Here is a 16,668-nt window from a genome sequence, read left to right as displayed (position 1 = left end):
CACGCCGCTGTGGAAGCGCATGCTGCGGCGACGGCTTAAATTTCTCGCCTGGCTGGTGGCGCTGCTGGCCATCGTGCTGGGCGGCAGCTACCTGTTCGCGCCGCAGTGGCTGATGCGCGCCGGGCACCTGCGCGAGGCGATGGCGGCCAGGCTGGAATCCCACAGCGTGCAGGTCGGCGACACCCGCTGGTCGTACTACGAAGGCGGCGAAGGCCCGACCATCGTGCTGCTGCACGGTTTTGGCGGCGACAAGGACGTCTGGCTGCCGGTGGCGGCGTTGCTGAGCGCGCACTTCCACCTGGTCATCCCCGACCTGCCCGGTTGGGGCGAATCCTCGCGCTCGCCGCAGGGCAACTACGACATCGAGGCGCAGGCCGCGCGGCTGGCGGACTTCGTGCAGGCGCTGCGGCTGCCGCGCTTCATGCTGGCGGGCCACGATACCGGCGCGGCGATCGCCGCCGCGTACGCCGCCGACCAGCCGCAGCACGTGGCCGGGCTGGCCCTGCTCGACGCGTTTGGCCTCAAGGCCGGCGAGAACGACTTTGCCCGCCAACTGCGCGCCGGCCACAACCCGTACCTGTTCGACGACCGCGCCGGTTACGCGCGACTGACCGCGCTGGAGTTTGCGCAGCCGCCCGGCCTGCCCGGCCGCTTCGTCGACGTGCTGGTCGAGCGCAACCGGCGCGACCACGACTTCATCCAGCGCACGTTCCAGGCCGTGCACGCGCAGCCGCTGGCGTTGCAGCAGCGGCTGGGCCGGCTGACCATGCCGGTGCTGGGCGTGTGGTGCCACGACGACAGGATCACCGACATCTCGGCGCTGGACAGCCTGCGCAACGGGTTGACCGCGGCCAGTGCGATCAGCACCAGCACCATCAGCGGGTGCAATCACATGCCGATGCTGGAGAAGCCGGACACCACTGCACAGATACTCACCGGTTTCGCGCTCTCCCACTGACGCAGGCGGCGCGAACCAAGCCGCTCAGGCTGCGCTCAGCCGTGACCGACAAAAGTAACGTGGTTTGTTGTTGCCAACGTGGGAGAATGGGGATATGGGCCTGCAAACCGGCAGCGCGCCAGGGAAGAACGTGCAGCGATGATGCGAAACCTCATGCATTCAGGCGTGGACGCGATTGCGCGGATGTCCACCACGCGGACCAACTACTGGACCGAGCTGGTGCTGGACACGGCGCTGGGCGCATGGCTGCTGGCCGTCGGCTGGCGCCATCTCGACGGCGGCCCCTGGCTGGCCGCGGGCGCGATCGCGCTGGGCCTGTTCGCCTTCAGCTTCATCGAGTACTTCTTCCACCGCTGGATGTTCCACACCCGCATCCCGCTGTTCGAGCAGGGCCACCGCATGCACCACGAGCGCCCGCTCGGCTACGACTCGCTGCCGTTCTTCCTGCCGGCGATGGTGCTGATTGCGCTCACCGCGGTGCTGGTCGTGCTGATGCCGTTCGGCTTCGCGCTGCTGCTGGCCGGCTCGATCACGCTCGGTTACATCGTCTACGGCCTGGTCCACTTCATCATCCACCACGTGCGCTTCAAGCAGCCGCTGCTGCGCCGCTGGGCCGGCGCCCACCACGTGCACCACTACCATCCGGACACCAACTTCGGCGTCACCACGCCGCTGTGGGACATCCTGCTGCGCACCCGCTACGTGCGCCAGCCGCGCAAGGCAGTCTGACCGGCGCGGCACCGCGCCCCTACCGAGAGGCCAGGTTCCATGCCCATGAACGAGTACCTGCTGATCTCGCGCGGACAATGGGACGAAGGCGCCGACAAGGACGCCGTGCAGGACACCATCGACCGCTTCTACGCCTGGTACGAAGAAGGCCTGGCGCAGGGGCGACTCAAGCCGGGCAGCCGCCTGGCGAACCGCGGCAAGCTGATCTCCCGGACTGCCATCACCGACGGGCCCTTCAGCGAATCCAAGGAGCTGATCGGCGGCTACTGGTTCATCGTGGCCGACACGCTGGAGGAGGCCGCCGCGATCGCCGCGGAAAACCCCTGCCTCGCCTTCGGCCTGACGCTGGAAGTGCGCGCGCTGGATCCGGCGCGCTCCAGCGTGGCGATGGTCACCAGCGAGACACCGCAAAGCTGGAAGAAAGCCGACGCCTGAGCCGGCGCCGCGCCGCTCAATCGGCCACGTCGGCGACCAGCCGGTCGAGTTCGGCCTTGAGGATGGCGCCGTGCTGGCGCAGCCAGTCGCGTTGTTCGCGCCAGTCGGGATAGAGCGTTTCCACCAGCGCCCAGAAGCGCGGCGAGTGGTTGCGCACGCGCAGGTGGCACAGCTCGTGGACCAGCACGTAGCGCAACGCCGCCGCCGGTGCCAGCGCCAGCGCGAGGTCGAGATTGATGCGGTCGCGCGTGTCCAGGCTGCCCCACAGGCTCTTCATCGGACGGATGCGCAGCGAGGTCGGCGCCAGGCCCAGTTGCGGCACGTGGACGGCCATCCAGCGCGACACGTCGCGACGGATCAGCAACTCCAGATGAGAGGCGAGCAGGCCGCGGGCGATCGGCAAGGCGCGGCTGTGCGGGCGCGGCACCACCAGGGTCAGGCCGCGCGCATGCGCCTCGATCTTCGGATAGGCGCCCTCGGACCAGTCCAGTTCCGCCAGTTCGCCGCGCAGCGGAAAGTGGCAGGCATGGCCGATGCGCAGCGGCGGCAGCGGCTTGACGATCAGGTTCAGCTCATCGAGCTTCTGCTCCAGCCAGTGTGCGTGGCTGCGCAGGAACGCGCTGACCTGGGCCGGATGCGTGCCGCGCGGGTACGACACCCGCGCGCCCTTGGGCGTGACGGTGAGGCGCAAGCGCCGCGCACGCGGATGGGCAGCCTTCAACACCCGGATGGTGTTGCCGCCTTCCATCGCCAGTTCCAGCCAGTCGCCTTCGAGATGCTGCGTCATGTCCTGCCGTCCATCCGGTACGCCATGCGCGGTCGGCGTGGCGAGTCCGGACAGACAGTATGCCGGCAAGCCGGCGCTCCGGCGCAAGGGCCGGGCGTCATGCCGGTGGGCCGCCCCGGCCGGGGCCAAATCTCAGCCGTCAGTGGGACGCGGCAGACCGAACCACTCCTCCAGTTTCGCCAGCAACCGCGCCAGTTCCAGCGTCAGCAGGGCGAAGCTGGCGTCCATTTCGGCGTGGGCGTCCTGCTGGCTGTCGCCCAGCTCGTCCATCACCACGTCGAGGAACTTCAGCTTGCGGATGACCAGGTCCTCGCCCAGCACGAAGCTGATGCGGTCGTCGAAGGTCAGCCCCAGCAGGAACACCTGCTTGCCGTTGCGCAGATGCTCCTTGACCTCCTCGGCGTCCAGGTCCTGCCGGCGGCAGCGCGCGATGGCGCCGGTGGCGGTGGCCGGATCGCGCAGTTCGCATTCGTCGCCCAGCGCCAGCCCGGCCGGCAGGTTGCCGGTGGCCAGCCAGTCGGTCATCAGCACGCGCGGGCCCTCTTCCGGCGCCAGCGGCACCGCCGGGAAGCTGCCCAGCGCCTCGCGCACCTGGCTCAGCGCGGTCTCGGCCGACTTGCGGCTGGAGGTGTCCAGCACCAGCCAGCCATGCTTCTTGTCGACGTAGGCGGACATGCGCGACTGCCGCACGAACGCGCGCGGCAGCAGCTCGTTGAGCAGGTCCTCCTTGATCCGCTTGCGCTCGCGGCCGCCGACCTTGCGGCCTTCCTCCTCGGCGATCTTCCGCACCTTGCGCTGCAGCTCGTCATTGATGACGGCGGCGGGCAGCAGCTTGTCCTCGCCGCCGACGGTGAACAGGGTGGACTGCTTCACCGCATGGGTGAGCGGCTCGCCCTCGCCGCGGCCGACCGGCGGCACGAAGCCCTTGGTGAACATCTCCAGCGGACCGCAGGGGCGCAGCCGATGCTCGGCCAAGGCCTCATCGAGGCGGTCGAGATCGGTGGCGACGGCGGGGGAAAAACGGAACAGGGTGAGGTTGCGGAAGAACATTCGGTATCCGGGTCAGTGTTGCGGGAAACAGGTAGTTTCGCCGTCGTTCCGACGAAAGCCGGGATCCAGCGCCTCGACGTGGTCAACGGCACTGGATCCCGGCTTTCGCCGGGACGATGGTCATGGGTATCAGCGGCAGACGGCAGCCACCGCCGCCGCCACCGTGTCGAGGTTGGCGTGGTTCAACGCGGCCACGCAAATGCGCCCGCTGTCGAGCGCGTAGATCGCGTACTCGTCGCGCAGCCGGCGCACCTGCGCCTTGCTCAGGCCGGAGTAGGAGAACATGCCGGCCTGCTTGTTGATGAAGCCGAAATCCGGCGCGCCGAGCGCGGCCAGCTTCTCGACGAAGCCGGCGCGCATGGCGTGGATGCGCGAACGCATGCCGCCCAGCTCCTGCTCCCAGCGCGCGCGCAGCTCGGCGCTGCCGAGCACGCCGGCGACCAGCGCGGCGCCGTGGGTGGACGGGCTGGAATAGATCGTGCGGATCACCTGCTTGATCTTCGACTGCAGCCGCGCCGCCTCGTCGCGATCGGCGCCGACCATCGACAGCGCGCCCACGCGCTCGCCGTACAGCGAGAACGACTTGGAGTACGAGTTGGCGACCACGAACGCCTCGATGCCGGAGTCCGCCAGCACGCGCACCGCGGTGGCATCCTGTTCGGTGCCGCGGTCGAAACCCTGATAGGCCATGTCGACGAACGGCAGCAGCTTGCGCTCGCGCAGCAATTCGACCAGTTGCGCCCACTGCGCGGCATCCAGATCCACGCCGGTGGGGTTGTGGCAGCACGCATGCAGCAGCACCACGGTGCCGGGTTCCATCCGGCCCAGATCTTCCAGCATGCCGGCGAAATCCAGGCCGTGGCTGGCCGCGTCGTAGTAGCGGTACTCCAGCAGTTCGAAGCCGGCGGTGCGGAACACCACGTGATGGTTGCCCCAGCTGGGGTTGCTGATCGCGACCTTCGCGTTTGCACCGGCCACCTGCCTGAGCAGGTCCGCCGCCACGCGCAGCGCGGCGCTGCCGCCGATGGTCTGCGCGGTGGCCACGCGGCCGGCCGCCAGCAGCGGCGACCGTTCGCCGAACACCAGCTGCTGGGTCAGCCGGTTGTACGCGGCGAGGCCGTCGATCGGCAGGTAGCCGCGCGGCTTCGCCGCCGCAGCCAGCGCCAGCTCCACCTCGTGCACGGTGGGCAGCAGCGGAATGCGCCCCTGCTCGTCCACGTAGATGCCCACGCCGAGGTTGATCTTGTGCGGCCGCGCGTCCGCCAGATAGGTTTCGGTGAGGCCCAGGATCGGATCGCCAGGGGCCATTTCAACGGGGGCAAAGAAGGACACGATCGGTACTCGATGGGTGGGGAAGGCACGCGCCGGGGCCGTCGATGGACGGCTTTCTCCGGCATGGCGGCGCGACGCACGGGAGAACGGCGCGAAACACCGCCGACTATAGCAAGAGCCGGCCGGCCACCGCAGCGGCGGGCGGGCCGCAACCGCCGCCCACGGCAGCGCGCGGAGCCGCCGCGTGATCCGTGGCGATTACCGCTGGCGCAGCGCCACCAGCGCGCTAAAATGGGCGGTACGTCACACGTTTGGCCATTCCCATGCCGATCCAGGATCACGCCGAAATCGCCCACCTGCTTGCCGAGCTCAAGCTGGAACATCGCGATCTCGACGTGGCGATCGACGAACTGGCCCACGCCATCGGCCGCGACGAACTGCAGCTGACCCGGCTCAAGAAGCGCAAGCTGCTGCTGAAGGACCATATCGCGCGGCTGGAAAGCAAGCTGATCCCCGACCTCGACGCCTGAGCCCATGACCCTGTTCGCCCCGATCCGCCTGCACGACGAGTACGTCGTGCTGGAGCCGCTGACGCCGGAACACGCGCCCGCGCTGGAAACCGCCGCCGCCGACGGCGAGCTGTGGAACCTCGCCGTCACCAGCGTGCCGCCACCGGGCCAGGCGGGCGATTACGTGGCGAAGGCGCTGCAAGGCCAGCGCGAAGGCCACATGCTGCCGTTCGCCGTGCGCGAGGCGCACGGCGGCGACATCGTCGGCAGCACGCGCTATTACGAGATCGACGCCGCCGTGCCGCGCCTGGCCATCGGCTACACCTGGTACGCGAAACGCTGGCAGAAGAGCCACCTCAACACCGCCTGCAAGCGGTTGCTGCTTGAGCATGCGTTCGAGACCCTGGGCTGCGCGGCCGTCGCGTTCCACACCGACGTGCTGAACGAGGATTCGCAGCGCGCGATCGAGCGCCTCGGCGCGCAACGCGAAGGCGTGCTGCGCGCGCACCGCCGCCGCACCGACGGCAGCCTGCGCGACACGGTGTGCTTCAGCATCCTCGCCGAGGAATGGGGCAACGTCGCCAACTGGCTGGACATGCGGCTGAACCGGCTCGCCTCGAACCGATAGGCGGCCCCGCCCTACAGCAGGCGATTGACCAGGCGGGCGAGTTGCGTGCGGTTCAAGCGGCGCAGCAGCCGACGCACTTCGGGCGGGTACTGGCGCGGGCTTTCCAGCGCGCGGTAATCGGCCAGCTGCACGGCGTGCCGGCGCAGTGCCGCCCATTCCGCCTCGTGCTGCGCGTGCAGCCGTTTCGCCGGGTCGCGCAGCAGCAGGCCGTTTTCCAGATCCAGCGACCATGCACGCGGGTTGAGGTTGTGGCCGGTCAGCACGGCCACGTCGTCATCCACGAACAGGCCTTTCAGGTGGTAGCTGTTGTCGCCGTCGCGCCACAGGTGCAGCCGCAACCGGCCGGCCTCGATCTGCGCACGGTGCGCGCGCGCAAAGCGGCGCAGATTGTTCTCGTACAGGTACGGCAGCAGGCCGATGGTCTTGAACGGTTGCTCCGGCGGTATGTAGAAATCGTTGGCCACCTTGTCGCCGACCATGATGTCGATGCGGCAGCCGCGCCGCAGCAACTGGCCGAGCACCAACCGTACCGGACGTGGCAGGTTGAAGTACGGCGTCAGCAGGATCACCCGCTCGCGCGCCTCCCGGAGCAGCGCCAGCAGCACCGCGTCGAGCTGGTTGCCGCTGCGGCCAAAACCCAGCAGCGGAGTCACCGCCACCTGGTCCGCATTCGGCAGCGCCGGGATCACTTCGTACCGCGCCTGCTGCAACTGCCCGCGCAAGCGGCGGATCTGCGGCTGCAGGCTGCGCGTGCTCGGCACCTCAGCCACGTTCAACTGCCGCACCGCGCCACTGCCGGCGAGCCGGTTCGCGACGAAGCCGGCCATCGCGTCGGCCAGGCCCGCATGCCGCAGCAGGTGGTAGCGATCGAGTCGGTAGCGATCGTGTCGCGCCAGGTAGACGTCGTTGAGACTGGCGCCGCTGTACAACACCGCGTCGTCGATCACGAAGCCCTTCAGGTGCAGCACGCCAAACAACTCGCGGTTCTGCACCGGCACGCCGTAGATCGGCACGCCATCGCCCAGCCGCTGCGCCCATTCGCGGTACATGCCGGCGTTGCCCGCGCTCTTGTGTTTGCCGATCAGCCCGCGCTGCGCGCGGTGCCAGTCGACGAACACCGCGATGTCCAGCTCGGGCCGGCGCGCCTTGGCCGCGTAAAGCGCCGCCAATATCTCGCGACCGCCATCGTCGTCCTGCAGGTACAAGGTCACGATCACGATGCGCCGGGCAGCCTGCGCGATCAGCGTCAGCAGGGTTTGCCGGAACGCCGCCGGATCGGACAGGCAGCTGATCGCCGCCGCATCCACCGCAAACGCCGGCAAGGCTGTGCGCGGATTGCCCTTGCGTCGCGGCAGCGACACCAGGCGTCGAGCCAGGCGGATAGGTGTTGTCATCAGGGTCTTGCGCGCAATCATTCCTCCATCATCGCAAACCATGCCGCGCACTACGACCCGTCCGGCGGGAATTGCCTGCGGCGAACCATGGCCGGACCGTTCCGCGCGCCGGCCGGTCCCTGCGCGACCCGCACCGGCGCCGAGGGAGTCAGGGCAGCACCAGCACCTGCTGCCGACTGTCGCTGAGCGCTCGCGGTGGCGGGCGCGCCTCGGCCAAGGCGGGGATTTCCGCCGGCGGCTGCCGGTATTCCCATGGCGGGGCTGCCGTCGCGCCGGCCGCATCGTGGCAAGCGCCGGCGACCATCGGATCAACCCGTGACAAGCCACCATCCACCTGGCACCGCCGCGGCGGCGCTTGCTGGCGCCCGCCCCTGTCAGCCTCGCCGTGGCGGCGGTGACCCGCTGCGCCTGCGTCCCAGCGACGCGCGGCAGTGTTCGTAGAACGCCTCGGTCAAGGATGTCTCGCGCACGTTGGCGGACGACATGAACACGTACTCCTGCTCGATCGTCGGCGCGAAGCGACGAATGCGCACGCCGGTCCACAACGAATGGCGCGACAGCAGCTCGTTGACGATCGCGATACCGACGCCTTCGGCCGCCAGCGCACAGGCCGCGCCCACGTTGTGGGCTTCCAGCCGCACCGTCTGGCGCACCCCCGCCTGCTGGAAGGCCTGGTCGATCCGCATGCGGGTGTCGCCGCCGCGATGGCCGACCAGGATCAGCGGTTCGCCGGCAAGATCCCTGGCGCCGATCGGGCGCTTGCCCGCCGACAGCCGGTGCGCCGGCGGCAGCACGCAAACCGTGGGGCTGCTGATCAGCGGCCGCAGGCGGATGCCGGGATGATCCAGCGGCAGCTTGCCGAAACCGCAATCGGCGGTGCGCGTGGCAACCAGGTTCATCACCGTCGGCCGGGTGCGCGAATCGACATTGATGTGGATATTGGGATGCAGGCTCAGGAACGAAGCGACCAGCTTCACCAGCGGCCCCTCGGCGAAACTCGGCGGCGCCACCACGCGCAGTTGCCCGGCATTGGTCTGGCGGATGTCCTGGGCCAGCACATTGATCCGCTCGACACCTTGCAGCGCCAGATCCACCTCCTCGAACAGCAGCAGCGCCTGCGAAGTGGGCAGCAGCCGCCCCTTGCTGCGGTGGAACAACTTGAAGCCCAGTTCGGTCTCGAACTGCCCCAGCAGGCGGCTCACCGCGGGCTGGCTCAAGCTCAGGCTGCGCCCGGCGGCGGTGGCCGAACCGAGCCGGATGATTTCGCGAAAGGCTTCCAGCGCCTTGAGGTTGTCGAGCTTCATGGGCGGAGCGCCACGTGGCGGCAGTGAATGGGCTGCCGAACAACGTACACGATCAAGCGGGCGACGCCACTGGCAACACCGGCAACAGCAGTCGCGACGGGTGTGCGCGATCCAGATGCACGCGATTGTGCGCCGGCCTGGATTCGCGCCAGCGACCGGGCGCCGTATCGGTGTTCGGATTGAGGTCGAAATGCGGATAGTTGCTGCTGGACACGTCCAGCCGGATCCGATGGCCCACCGCGAAATGGTTGGCAGTGGCGAAGGCCTCCACCTCCACCTCGACCACCTCGCCCGGCACCAGCCAGCGCGGCTGCTGCCAGGAATCGCGATAGCGCAAACGCAGGATGCCATCGCTGAGGTTCATCGCGAAACCGTGCGGGTAGTCGGCATGGGGCGGGTACTCGTCGATCAGCTTGATCGTGATGTCGGTATCCCGGCAATCGGAGGAAACGAACAGCCTCACGCGGATGGGCCCGGCGATATCGACCGCGCGCGCCAGCGGCGCGCTGCGAAAACACAACACATCGTCGCGCTCGCCGATGTCGCGACCCGTGCCGGCGCAGCCGAAGAAGCGGGCGTCGTCGCGCTGGTCGAAGGCGCCCGGTGGCATCACCCCCTCGGCCGAGGTGATGGTGCCGCCGATGGTCGGCACCGGTCGCGCGGGATCGTAGACATAGTCCAGCGCCGCGAACCGCTCCGCTGGCGGCGTGGCGTCGAGCCGGCCATCGGCATGCAGGTGCCACGCCTGGCTGGTGGTGCCGGGCAAGGGCCAGTCGTCGGCATGCAACCAGCGCCCGCCGTGCTCCAGCCGGCCCTCGGCGTTGCGCCGGCCGCTGCCGCCGCCCATCAGGAAGATCGACACGCGACCGCGCGCGAACGGGTTGTCGGCCTGTCGCCCCAGCAGATGGTCGTACCAGGCGCGACGCAGCTCGTAGAACGAGTGGCCGAACGCCGCATCCAGTGTCGCCTGCTCGCCGAAATCGACATCGCCGGCGAACGTCTGCGAGCGCCGGCCATGAATCCACGGCCCCATCACCAGGTGCACCGGAGCATGCTTGCGCCGCGACAGGCCGAGGTAATTGTCGGTGGCGGTGCGCACGTAGGGGTCGTACCAGCTGGACATGTGCACCATCGGCACGTCGGCGTAGGTGTCGTAATGGCGCTCACCGCACAACTCGACCTGTTGCCAGTAGGGGCCGAAATCGCCGTGCTCCCATTGCTCGAACAGGTAGTCCTCGTATTCCGGTGCCGCACTGACCGGCGAGTCGCCGCGCGCCCACGGCATGCGCCGAAACCAGGCGCGAATGTCCTGCGCCTGCAATGCTGCCTTGCGGCTGGAATCCTGCTGCGTCAGCGGGCTCAGCAAGGCGTGCTTCAAGGCCCAGGTCGCCTGCTTGAGTTCGAACGCACCACCCTGCCGGATGCCGCCGTGGTACGCGTTGGAGAAGCCGCCGGAGTCGACGAACTGGGCGCTCAGCGCCGCGGGCGCCAGGCTGCCCAGCGCTGTCTGCACGTGCGCGCAATAGGACAGGCCCTGGGTGATCACGCGGCCATCGCTCCACGACTGCGCCGCCAGCCAGGCGAGGGTGTCGACACCGTCAACGGCCTCGTTGGTGTACTTGGTGAACACGCCTTGCGAACGGTAGCGACCGCGACAATCCTGCATCGCCACCACGAAGCCGTGGCTGGCAAACCACCGCGCGATCTGCGGTTTCGACAAGGGCAGTGGATACCCGGCCACGACATCCGACTGCGCGGTGCCCGCCTTGTCGTAGGGCGTGCGTTCGAGCAGGCAAGGCCAACGCGACCCGCTGGCGCCGTCCGGCAGATACAGATCGACCGCCAACTGCACGCCATCGCGCATCGTCACCATCACGTCCGGGCGCAGGCGTACCGGGTACGGGCCCGGCTGCAGGCCTGCGGCCGCTGCGTCGGCGGTGTCCGCCCGCGTTTGCTCCATGCCCTCACCGATCGCCATGCTCAGTAACCGATCCGCGTGGCGACCAGCAGGAATGCCGTCGCCACCACCGTCAGCACCAGGGTCAGCGGCAGCATGAAGCGCACCCACGCGCCGTAGTGCACCTTCGCCATCGCCAGCATCGCCAGCATCAGCCCCGAGGTGGGACTGACCGTCGCCATCAGGCCGTTGCCAAACAAGTAGGCCAGCACCACCGAGTTGCCTTGCAGCCCCGACAGCTGGCCGATCGGCCACAGGATCGGAATGCTGATTGCGGCCTTGGCCGAGGTCGAGGGAATCAGCACATCCAGCCCCGCCTCGGTGAACATGATGGCCAGCGAGGCGATCCACGACGACTGGCCGTGGATCAGGCCGGCCATGGCGTTGACCACGGTGTCGAGGATATTCGCCTCCTGCAGCAGCACGTGGATGGCGCCGGCCAGGCCGATCAGCAGCGAGGGCAGGATCATGCCCTTGATGCCATCGATGAAGGCATCCGCGCTGACCCGCGCACTCAGCCCTCCGATCATGGCAAGTCCCGCGGTCACCGCCAGGTAGAACGCGCTGAGCTCGTTGTAATGCCAGCTCCAGGTGCGTCCGGCGTAGACCATCAGCACGATCGCCAGGCCCAGCAGCAGCAGCACGCCCAGGTGCCGCCCGGAGAGCGATCCCGCGGCAGGCGCGAAATCCGCCTTGGTGAAACCGCTGCGGCGGATGCGGTACAGCAGATAGGCGATGCCGATCGGCAGGAACACCGCCAGCACCGCCAGGCGCATGCCGAAACCGCTGAAGATCGGCACCTGCACGATGCCTTGCGCGATCGGCAGTACCACCGGATTGCTGACCGAGGCGATGTAGCCCAGCTTGGCCGCGATCAGCAGCATCGCCACCGCGTACAGCGGACTCAGGCGCAGCCGCTCGGCCATCGACAGCAAGACCGGCAACACCACCAGATACTCCGAAATCAGGCCCAGGAACGAGCTGCCCGCCGCCAGCGCACCCATCAGCACCGGCGCCAGCAGGTAGACATTCCCGCGCGAGCGATGCACCAGCTGGTCGAGGCCGGCATCCAGCGCACCGGTCTGCTTGAACACGCCGAACAGGCCGCCGACGAACATCACCATGAAGATCAGCGAGGCGTTTCGCACCAGTCCCAGCGGGATGGATTCGAGCACCGTGATGACGCCGGCCGGGCGCGCCTGCTCGCCGGCCGCGCCCAGGCCAAGCAGGTGCCACCAGTCGAACGATTTCGGGATCACCGAGTAGGTCCCCGGCACCACCCGCCCATCGACGCGCTGGAACGCGCCGGAGTCCAGGACGTAGGTGAGCACCGCGCACAGCAACAGCACGGACACCAGCATCAGCACCGGGTGCACGTCGATCTTGCGACGGGGCCGCTGTGCAGGTTTGCCATCGGTGACGGGACGGTTGGCCATGCTGGGAAGATCCATGTGGTTGAGCGGGTCGCCGGCGCCCGCTCCCGCGGCGGCCCAGGCCGGCGGTCGGCGGCATCGCGCCGATGCCGCCGGTGCCCGTCTCAGAGGGTGATCGTGGCCTTCACGTAGATGAAGCGGCCACGCGGGTTGTAGGTGCTCATGTCGAAGTTGAGGTCGCCGCCGTTGACATAGGACAGCGGCGGGTCCTTGTCGAACAGGTTCTGCACGCCAAGGGTGAAGGTCATCAGTTGCGAGCGCAGCGTATAGGCACCCCACACGTCATGGGTGATCTGCGCCGGGATCCGGCCATAGCCCGGCGCCGGGCCCTCGTCGGTGCTGCCGATGTAATGCATGCTCCAGTTCGCTGACCACAGGCCACGCGACCAGTCCACGGCGGTGTTCGCTTTCCAGCGCGGGAAACTCTCGCGCGCGATGTCCGATTTTCCGGCCCGCCTGGCCACGCGCACCTCCCCGCTGGGCAAGGTGTCGTAACGATCGAACGCTTTGAGGTAAGCCGCGTTGAACATCAGCCCGACATTGCCCGCCGCCATCGTCGGCAACTGGTAGCGCATGGTCGTATCGACGCCGCTGGCCTTGAGCCGGTTCAGGTTGATCGGGCCGTCGATCAGGTTGATGATCTCGCCGCTGGTGTCGCGCTTGATCAGGTTGCAGCGTTGACCGGTATTGGCGCACAGGTCGAGCAGGTTCTGCGAGCCGAAGCTGGAGATCGCCTCCTTCAGGTCGATGTCGTACCAGTCGACCGACCAGGTCAGGCCCTTGGCAAAGCCCGGCGTGTAGATGAAGCCGCTGCTGCGATTGACCGAGGTTTCCGGCCGCAGGTCGGGGTTGCCGCCCACGGTCGAGAGGATCGAGCCGCCCGAGTAGTTGCGCTGGTCGTAGCTGGTCGGCACCCCGGCACACCCGGGCTTGCCGGCGCCGCCGCCGTTGCAGGGGTCAACCGCCGGCAAGTTGGTCTGACGCAGGCCGGCGTAGAGTTCGTTGATCGAGGGCGCACGAAAGCCCTGCGCCCAGGTGGTGCGCAGCATCAGGTCGTTCCACGGCCGCCAGACCAGGCCGAGCTTGCTGTTGGTGGTGTTGCCGAACGTGTTGTAGCTCGAGTAGCGCGTCGCGGCGGACAGCTCCAGTTGCTTGACCGCCGGAAGGTTCGCCAGCAACGGCACGTTGAACTCGACATAGGCCTCTTTCAGATCGTAGGAGCCGGCGGTCGGCAGGCGCGGCGCCGAGGTGGTCTTGCGGCTGTAGGTGATGAACTGCGGCGTTTCATTGAAGTACGGGCTGGGCTGGTCGTAGCCCGATTCCTTGCGGTACTCGACGCCACCGGCGAACGCCAGCATTCCGGCCGGCAACTCGAACAGGTCGCCGGTGAGGTTGGCGGTGAAGTCGTGCTGTTTGGTGCCGTTGTGGTCGACGCCAGTGGCGCGGATGTAGTTGGCCATCTCCGGGGTGATGGTGCCGAAGATGTTCAGCGGCACGCAGTCGTTGGCCGCGCAGCGGGCGTTCGGGCCCAGTGCCAGCGCGACCTTGTCCAGATCGATCTGATTGGCCGAGGTCCACTTCGCCTTGTTCTGGGCATACGTATAGAAGCTGTTCCACGACCAGCCATTGGAGAAATCGCCTTCGAATCCGGCCGCCACACGCATCGTGTCAACGTTCTGCGTGTTGATGCGCGGCCCCAGCTCGGTGATCGTCCGCACCACCTCGAACTTGGTGCCCGTGCCCTGGAAGTCCACGCCGAACGGGTTGTACGGGTGGTCGGCCGGAATCGTCATGCCGTCGCCGCCGCGGATGCGTGGCGTTGCCGGCGGGAAGCGCTGGCTCGATTCGCGCGTGTTGTACAGGCCTTCGGTCACGAAGGTCACCGCATCACTGACGTGGAAGCGCAACTGGCCATACACGCCAGCCATGTCCAGGGGGCCGATCAAGGTGGTATCAGGCTGGTCGTTGTAGACGTCGGTGTCCGGCACGTCCAGGCGAAAACCGCCGTTGCCGTCCGGCACGAACGCCTTGGTGCCGAAGCCATCCACCGGCGTGCTGTTGCGGAAACGGCCCGCCGGCGTGTTTCGGCTCAACCCTTGCAGCGGCACGCGCGAGAAGTCGCGATGGCCGGCAAGGATCTCGTTGCTGCCGGCGACCGTCGCCGACACCAGCGCCGACCCCCAGTCGCCGGACTTGCCCCAGAGGAAATCCTCGTTGTGTGTGAAACCGTCGCCCTTGTCGGTCTGGCCGACATAGCTGCTGGCCTTCAGCCCGTCGAACTCGCTGAAGGTGATGATGTTGACCACGCCGGCGATCGCGTCGGCGCCGTAGATGGCGGTGGCGCCATCCAGCAGCACTTCGATCCGCTCGACCGCGGCCAGCGGAATCGTGTTCAGGTCGACAAAGTCGCGAAAACCGCGGGTACCGGCTCCGTTCACCCAGCGCCGCCCGTTGACCAGAACCAGCGAGCGGTTGGCGCCCAGGTTGCGCAGGTTCAACGAGCGGGAGCCATGGCTGGTGCCGCCCGAGCCGGTCGAGTTGAAGCTGGAACCTACCGATGGCAGCTCCTGCAGCAACTCGCCGACCGAGACCACGCCGGTAGCCTCGATCTCGTTGCGCTCCATGGTAAACACCGGGCTGGCCGCCACCTCGTCCTTGCGGCGGATGCGCGAGCCGACCACGCTGACCGTTTCCAGCGTCTTCGCCTTGTTCGCATCGCCGCTCGTCGTGTCCGCGGCGCTCTGCGCATCCGCGGTCGCCGGCATTCCGCCCGCCGCCAGCGCGCCCGCAATCGCCACCATCATCACACCCAGGCGCGGTACACGCCGTGACTCCCCCTTGCCAGCCATCTTGTTCATCACCCCTCCCGAAACCATGCGTGGCGACCAGTTCGCCGGAGCATCTGCCTTGGTATCGAGTAATTCACGCGGACTGAACATATGCAATCTTATCGAGTCCGGTAATGCGTCCATGCCATTTTGGTATGGCATGCGCAGGTACGCGAATAAGCTTGCAAGCGGCCCGGTGGACGTGGATAGCTGGGGCTGTCGGGTCCGGATCGAGCGAGGGGCGTCATGGTCGAGTCGTGCAATCTGCAGCGCCGGCGGCTGCTCGCCGCCCTGGCGATGACGCCGCTGTTGCCAGGCGTTGCCGTGCGCGCGGCCGAACGCCGCGAGCTGACCCTCACCCTCACCGGACAGGCGCTGATCGCGCACGACCTCTGCCGCGAGCCTTACCCCGGCCTCGCCGAAGTGATCGCCCAGGTACGTCGCGGCGACGTCGCCATGACCGACCTGGAGACGCCCATACGCGTTGGCGCGTCGGGCGCACCGACTCGCCAAGGGCTGTTCCTGCATGCCGCGGGCCCCGACACCCTGCGCTGCCTGCGCTCGTTCGGCTTCGACATGCTGGCCCTGGCCAACAACCACGCCGGCGATTTCGGCCGTGCGGGCGTACTGGCCACCCGCAGCGCCGCGCAGCATGCCGGTTTCGCCACCGCCGGCAGCGGCAGTGACCTCGCCGAAGCCAGCGGTGCCGCCTGCTTCATCGCGCGCGGTCGCCGTGTCGCGCTGGTGGCCATGGCGGCCGGCAAGATCCGTCCGGGCGTGGCGGCAACAAGTTCAGGCGCCGGCATCAACGAGCTGCGTCTGACCGCAGCCGGCACACCCGACCAGGACGATGTGGAACGAATCCTTCAGTCGATCCGCGCGGCGGCCGGCACGGCCTTCGTCGTCGCCTGCCTGCACAACCACGATTGGCGCGGGGACATGCGCGTCACCCAGCCATGGGCGCGCGAATTCGCGCGGAGCTGCGCCGAAGCCGGTGCCGGCGCATTCTTTTCGCACGGCGCCCCGCTGCTGCACGGGATCGAGCTTCATCACGGGGTGCCGATTTTCCATGGCATGGGCAGCCTGATCTTTCATTCCCGCACCGAGCCCGGCTACTACCCGGCCGAGGTGTGGGAAAGCATGATCGCGCACCTTCATCGGCGCGATGGCTCGATGCGTCAGCTCGAACTGGTGCCGGTGGTGCTCAACGAGAGGGGCGACGATGCGAGTCGCCAGGACGAAACGCGGGGTCGCCCCAGGATCGCGCGAGGCGAGGATGCACAACGCATCCTCGCGCGCCTCCAGTCGCTCAGCGCGGTGCTCGGCACCTCGCTGCGCATTGCGGGAGAACGCGGCTGGATCAGCATGGATTGACCGTCGAAGG

The 16,668-nt window shown here is 68.1% G+C and carries 15 protein-coding genes; 6 read left to right on the top strand and 9 right to left on the bottom strand.

The annotated features are described in order from the left end of the window. The first annotated feature begins 19 nt into the window (after positions 1 to 19). The 3 genes from ACVCMG_RS11990 to ACVCMG_RS11980 all read left to right on the top strand — a co-directional run bounded on the left by ACVCMG_RS11990 (position 20) and on the right by ACVCMG_RS11980 (position 2,122). Positions 20 to 958, top strand: a complete 939-nt coding sequence (locus ACVCMG_RS11990; RefSeq protein WP_447115416.1) for an alpha/beta fold hydrolase — start codon at positions 20 to 22, stop codon at positions 956 to 958. A 183-nt stretch (positions 959 to 1,141) separates the two neighbouring features. Further along, positions 1,142 to 1,687 (top strand): sterol desaturase family protein, encoded by a 546-nt coding sequence (locus ACVCMG_RS11985; protein WP_246031170.1) that lies wholly within the window; start codon positions 1,142 to 1,144, stop codon positions 1,685 to 1,687. Between the two features lie 45 nt (positions 1,688 to 1,732). Further along, positions 1,733 to 2,122, top strand: a complete 390-nt coding sequence (locus ACVCMG_RS11980) for a YciI family protein (protein ID WP_246031171.1) — start codon at positions 1,733 to 1,735, stop codon at positions 2,120 to 2,122. A 16-nt stretch (positions 2,123 to 2,138) separates the two neighbouring features. Here ACVCMG_RS11980 and ACVCMG_RS11975 read toward each other — a convergent pair whose 3' ends face one another. The 3 genes from ACVCMG_RS11975 to ACVCMG_RS11965 form a co-directional block, all read right to left on the bottom strand. Then, complete coding sequence (locus tag ACVCMG_RS11975; RefSeq protein ID WP_136259214.1) at positions 2,139 to 2,909, bottom strand: M48 family metallopeptidase; 771 nt, start codon at positions 2,907 to 2,909, stop codon at positions 2,139 to 2,141. A gap of 132 nt (positions 2,910 to 3,041) precedes the next feature. After that, positions 3,042 to 3,959 carry a recombination-associated protein RdgC gene (locus ACVCMG_RS11970; protein WP_447114219.1) on the bottom strand — a complete coding sequence of 306 codons (918 nt, stop codon included), beginning with the start codon at positions 3,957 to 3,959 and terminating at the stop codon, positions 3,042 to 3,044. Between the two features lie 129 nt (positions 3,960 to 4,088). Further along, entirely contained in the window at positions 4,089 to 5,291 is a 1,203-nt protein-coding gene (locus ACVCMG_RS11965) for an amino acid aminotransferase (RefSeq protein ID WP_447114218.1), read from the bottom strand. A gap of 263 nt (positions 5,292 to 5,554) precedes the next feature. Here ACVCMG_RS11965 and ACVCMG_RS11960 point away from each other — a divergent pair, with 263 nt between their 5' ends. Both ACVCMG_RS11960 and ACVCMG_RS11955 read left to right on the top strand, forming a co-directional pair. Continuing rightward, positions 5,555 to 5,761 (top strand): YdcH family protein, encoded by a 207-nt coding sequence (locus tag ACVCMG_RS11960; RefSeq protein ID WP_395120478.1) that lies wholly within the window; start codon positions 5,555 to 5,557, stop codon positions 5,759 to 5,761. 4 nt (positions 5,762 to 5,765) lie between these two features. Further along, positions 5,766 to 6,368: a GNAT family N-acetyltransferase gene (locus ACVCMG_RS11955; protein WP_395120480.1), complete on the top strand. Its 603-nt coding sequence runs from the start codon at positions 5,766 to 5,768 to the stop codon at positions 6,366 to 6,368. Between the two features lie 11 nt (positions 6,369 to 6,379). On the opposite strand, the gene pssA is transcribed toward ACVCMG_RS11955, so the two are convergent. The 6 genes from pssA to ACVCMG_RS11925 form a co-directional block, all read right to left on the bottom strand. Beyond that, positions 6,380 to 7,762 (bottom strand): CDP-diacylglycerol--serine O-phosphatidyltransferase, encoded by a 1,383-nt coding sequence (gene pssA / locus ACVCMG_RS11950; protein WP_447106924.1) that lies wholly within the window; start codon positions 7,760 to 7,762, stop codon positions 6,380 to 6,382. Between the two features lie 148 nt (positions 7,763 to 7,910). Further along, positions 7,911 to 8,084 carry a hypothetical protein gene (locus ACVCMG_RS11945; protein WP_447114217.1) on the bottom strand — a complete coding sequence of 58 codons (174 nt, stop codon included), beginning with the start codon at positions 8,082 to 8,084 and terminating at the stop codon, positions 7,911 to 7,913. 52 nt (positions 8,085 to 8,136) lie between these two features. Next, complete coding sequence (locus ACVCMG_RS11940; protein WP_395120483.1) at positions 8,137 to 9,066, bottom strand: LysR family transcriptional regulator; 930 nt, start codon at positions 9,064 to 9,066, stop codon at positions 8,137 to 8,139. Between the two features lie 52 nt (positions 9,067 to 9,118). Next, positions 9,119 to 11,044 carry a CocE/NonD family hydrolase gene (locus tag ACVCMG_RS11935; RefSeq protein WP_447114216.1) on the bottom strand — a complete coding sequence of 642 codons (1,926 nt, stop codon included), beginning with the start codon at positions 11,042 to 11,044 and terminating at the stop codon, positions 9,119 to 9,121. A 2-nt stretch (positions 11,045 to 11,046) separates the two neighbouring features. Beyond that, positions 11,047 to 12,459 (bottom strand): SLC13 family permease, encoded by a 1,413-nt coding sequence (locus ACVCMG_RS11930; RefSeq protein ID WP_447114215.1) that lies wholly within the window; start codon positions 12,457 to 12,459, stop codon positions 11,047 to 11,049. A 101-nt stretch (positions 12,460 to 12,560) separates the two neighbouring features. Further along, positions 12,561 to 15,314 carry a TonB-dependent receptor gene (locus ACVCMG_RS11925; protein WP_447114214.1) on the bottom strand — a complete coding sequence of 918 codons (2,754 nt, stop codon included), beginning with the start codon at positions 15,312 to 15,314 and terminating at the stop codon, positions 12,561 to 12,563. A gap of 267 nt (positions 15,315 to 15,581) precedes the next feature. Here ACVCMG_RS11925 and ACVCMG_RS11920 point away from each other — a divergent pair, with 267 nt between their 5' ends. Then, positions 15,582 to 16,658, top strand: a complete 1,077-nt coding sequence (locus ACVCMG_RS11920; protein WP_447114213.1) for a CapA family protein — start codon at positions 15,582 to 15,584, stop codon at positions 16,656 to 16,658. Positions 16,659 to 16,668: the final 10 nt, after the last annotated feature.

It is taken from the genome of Rhodanobacter sp. UC4451_H18 (genome assembly GCF_052978225.1).
The sequence above is the reverse complement of the archived record's forward strand: the minus strand, read 5'-3'. Positions and strand labels throughout refer to the sequence as shown.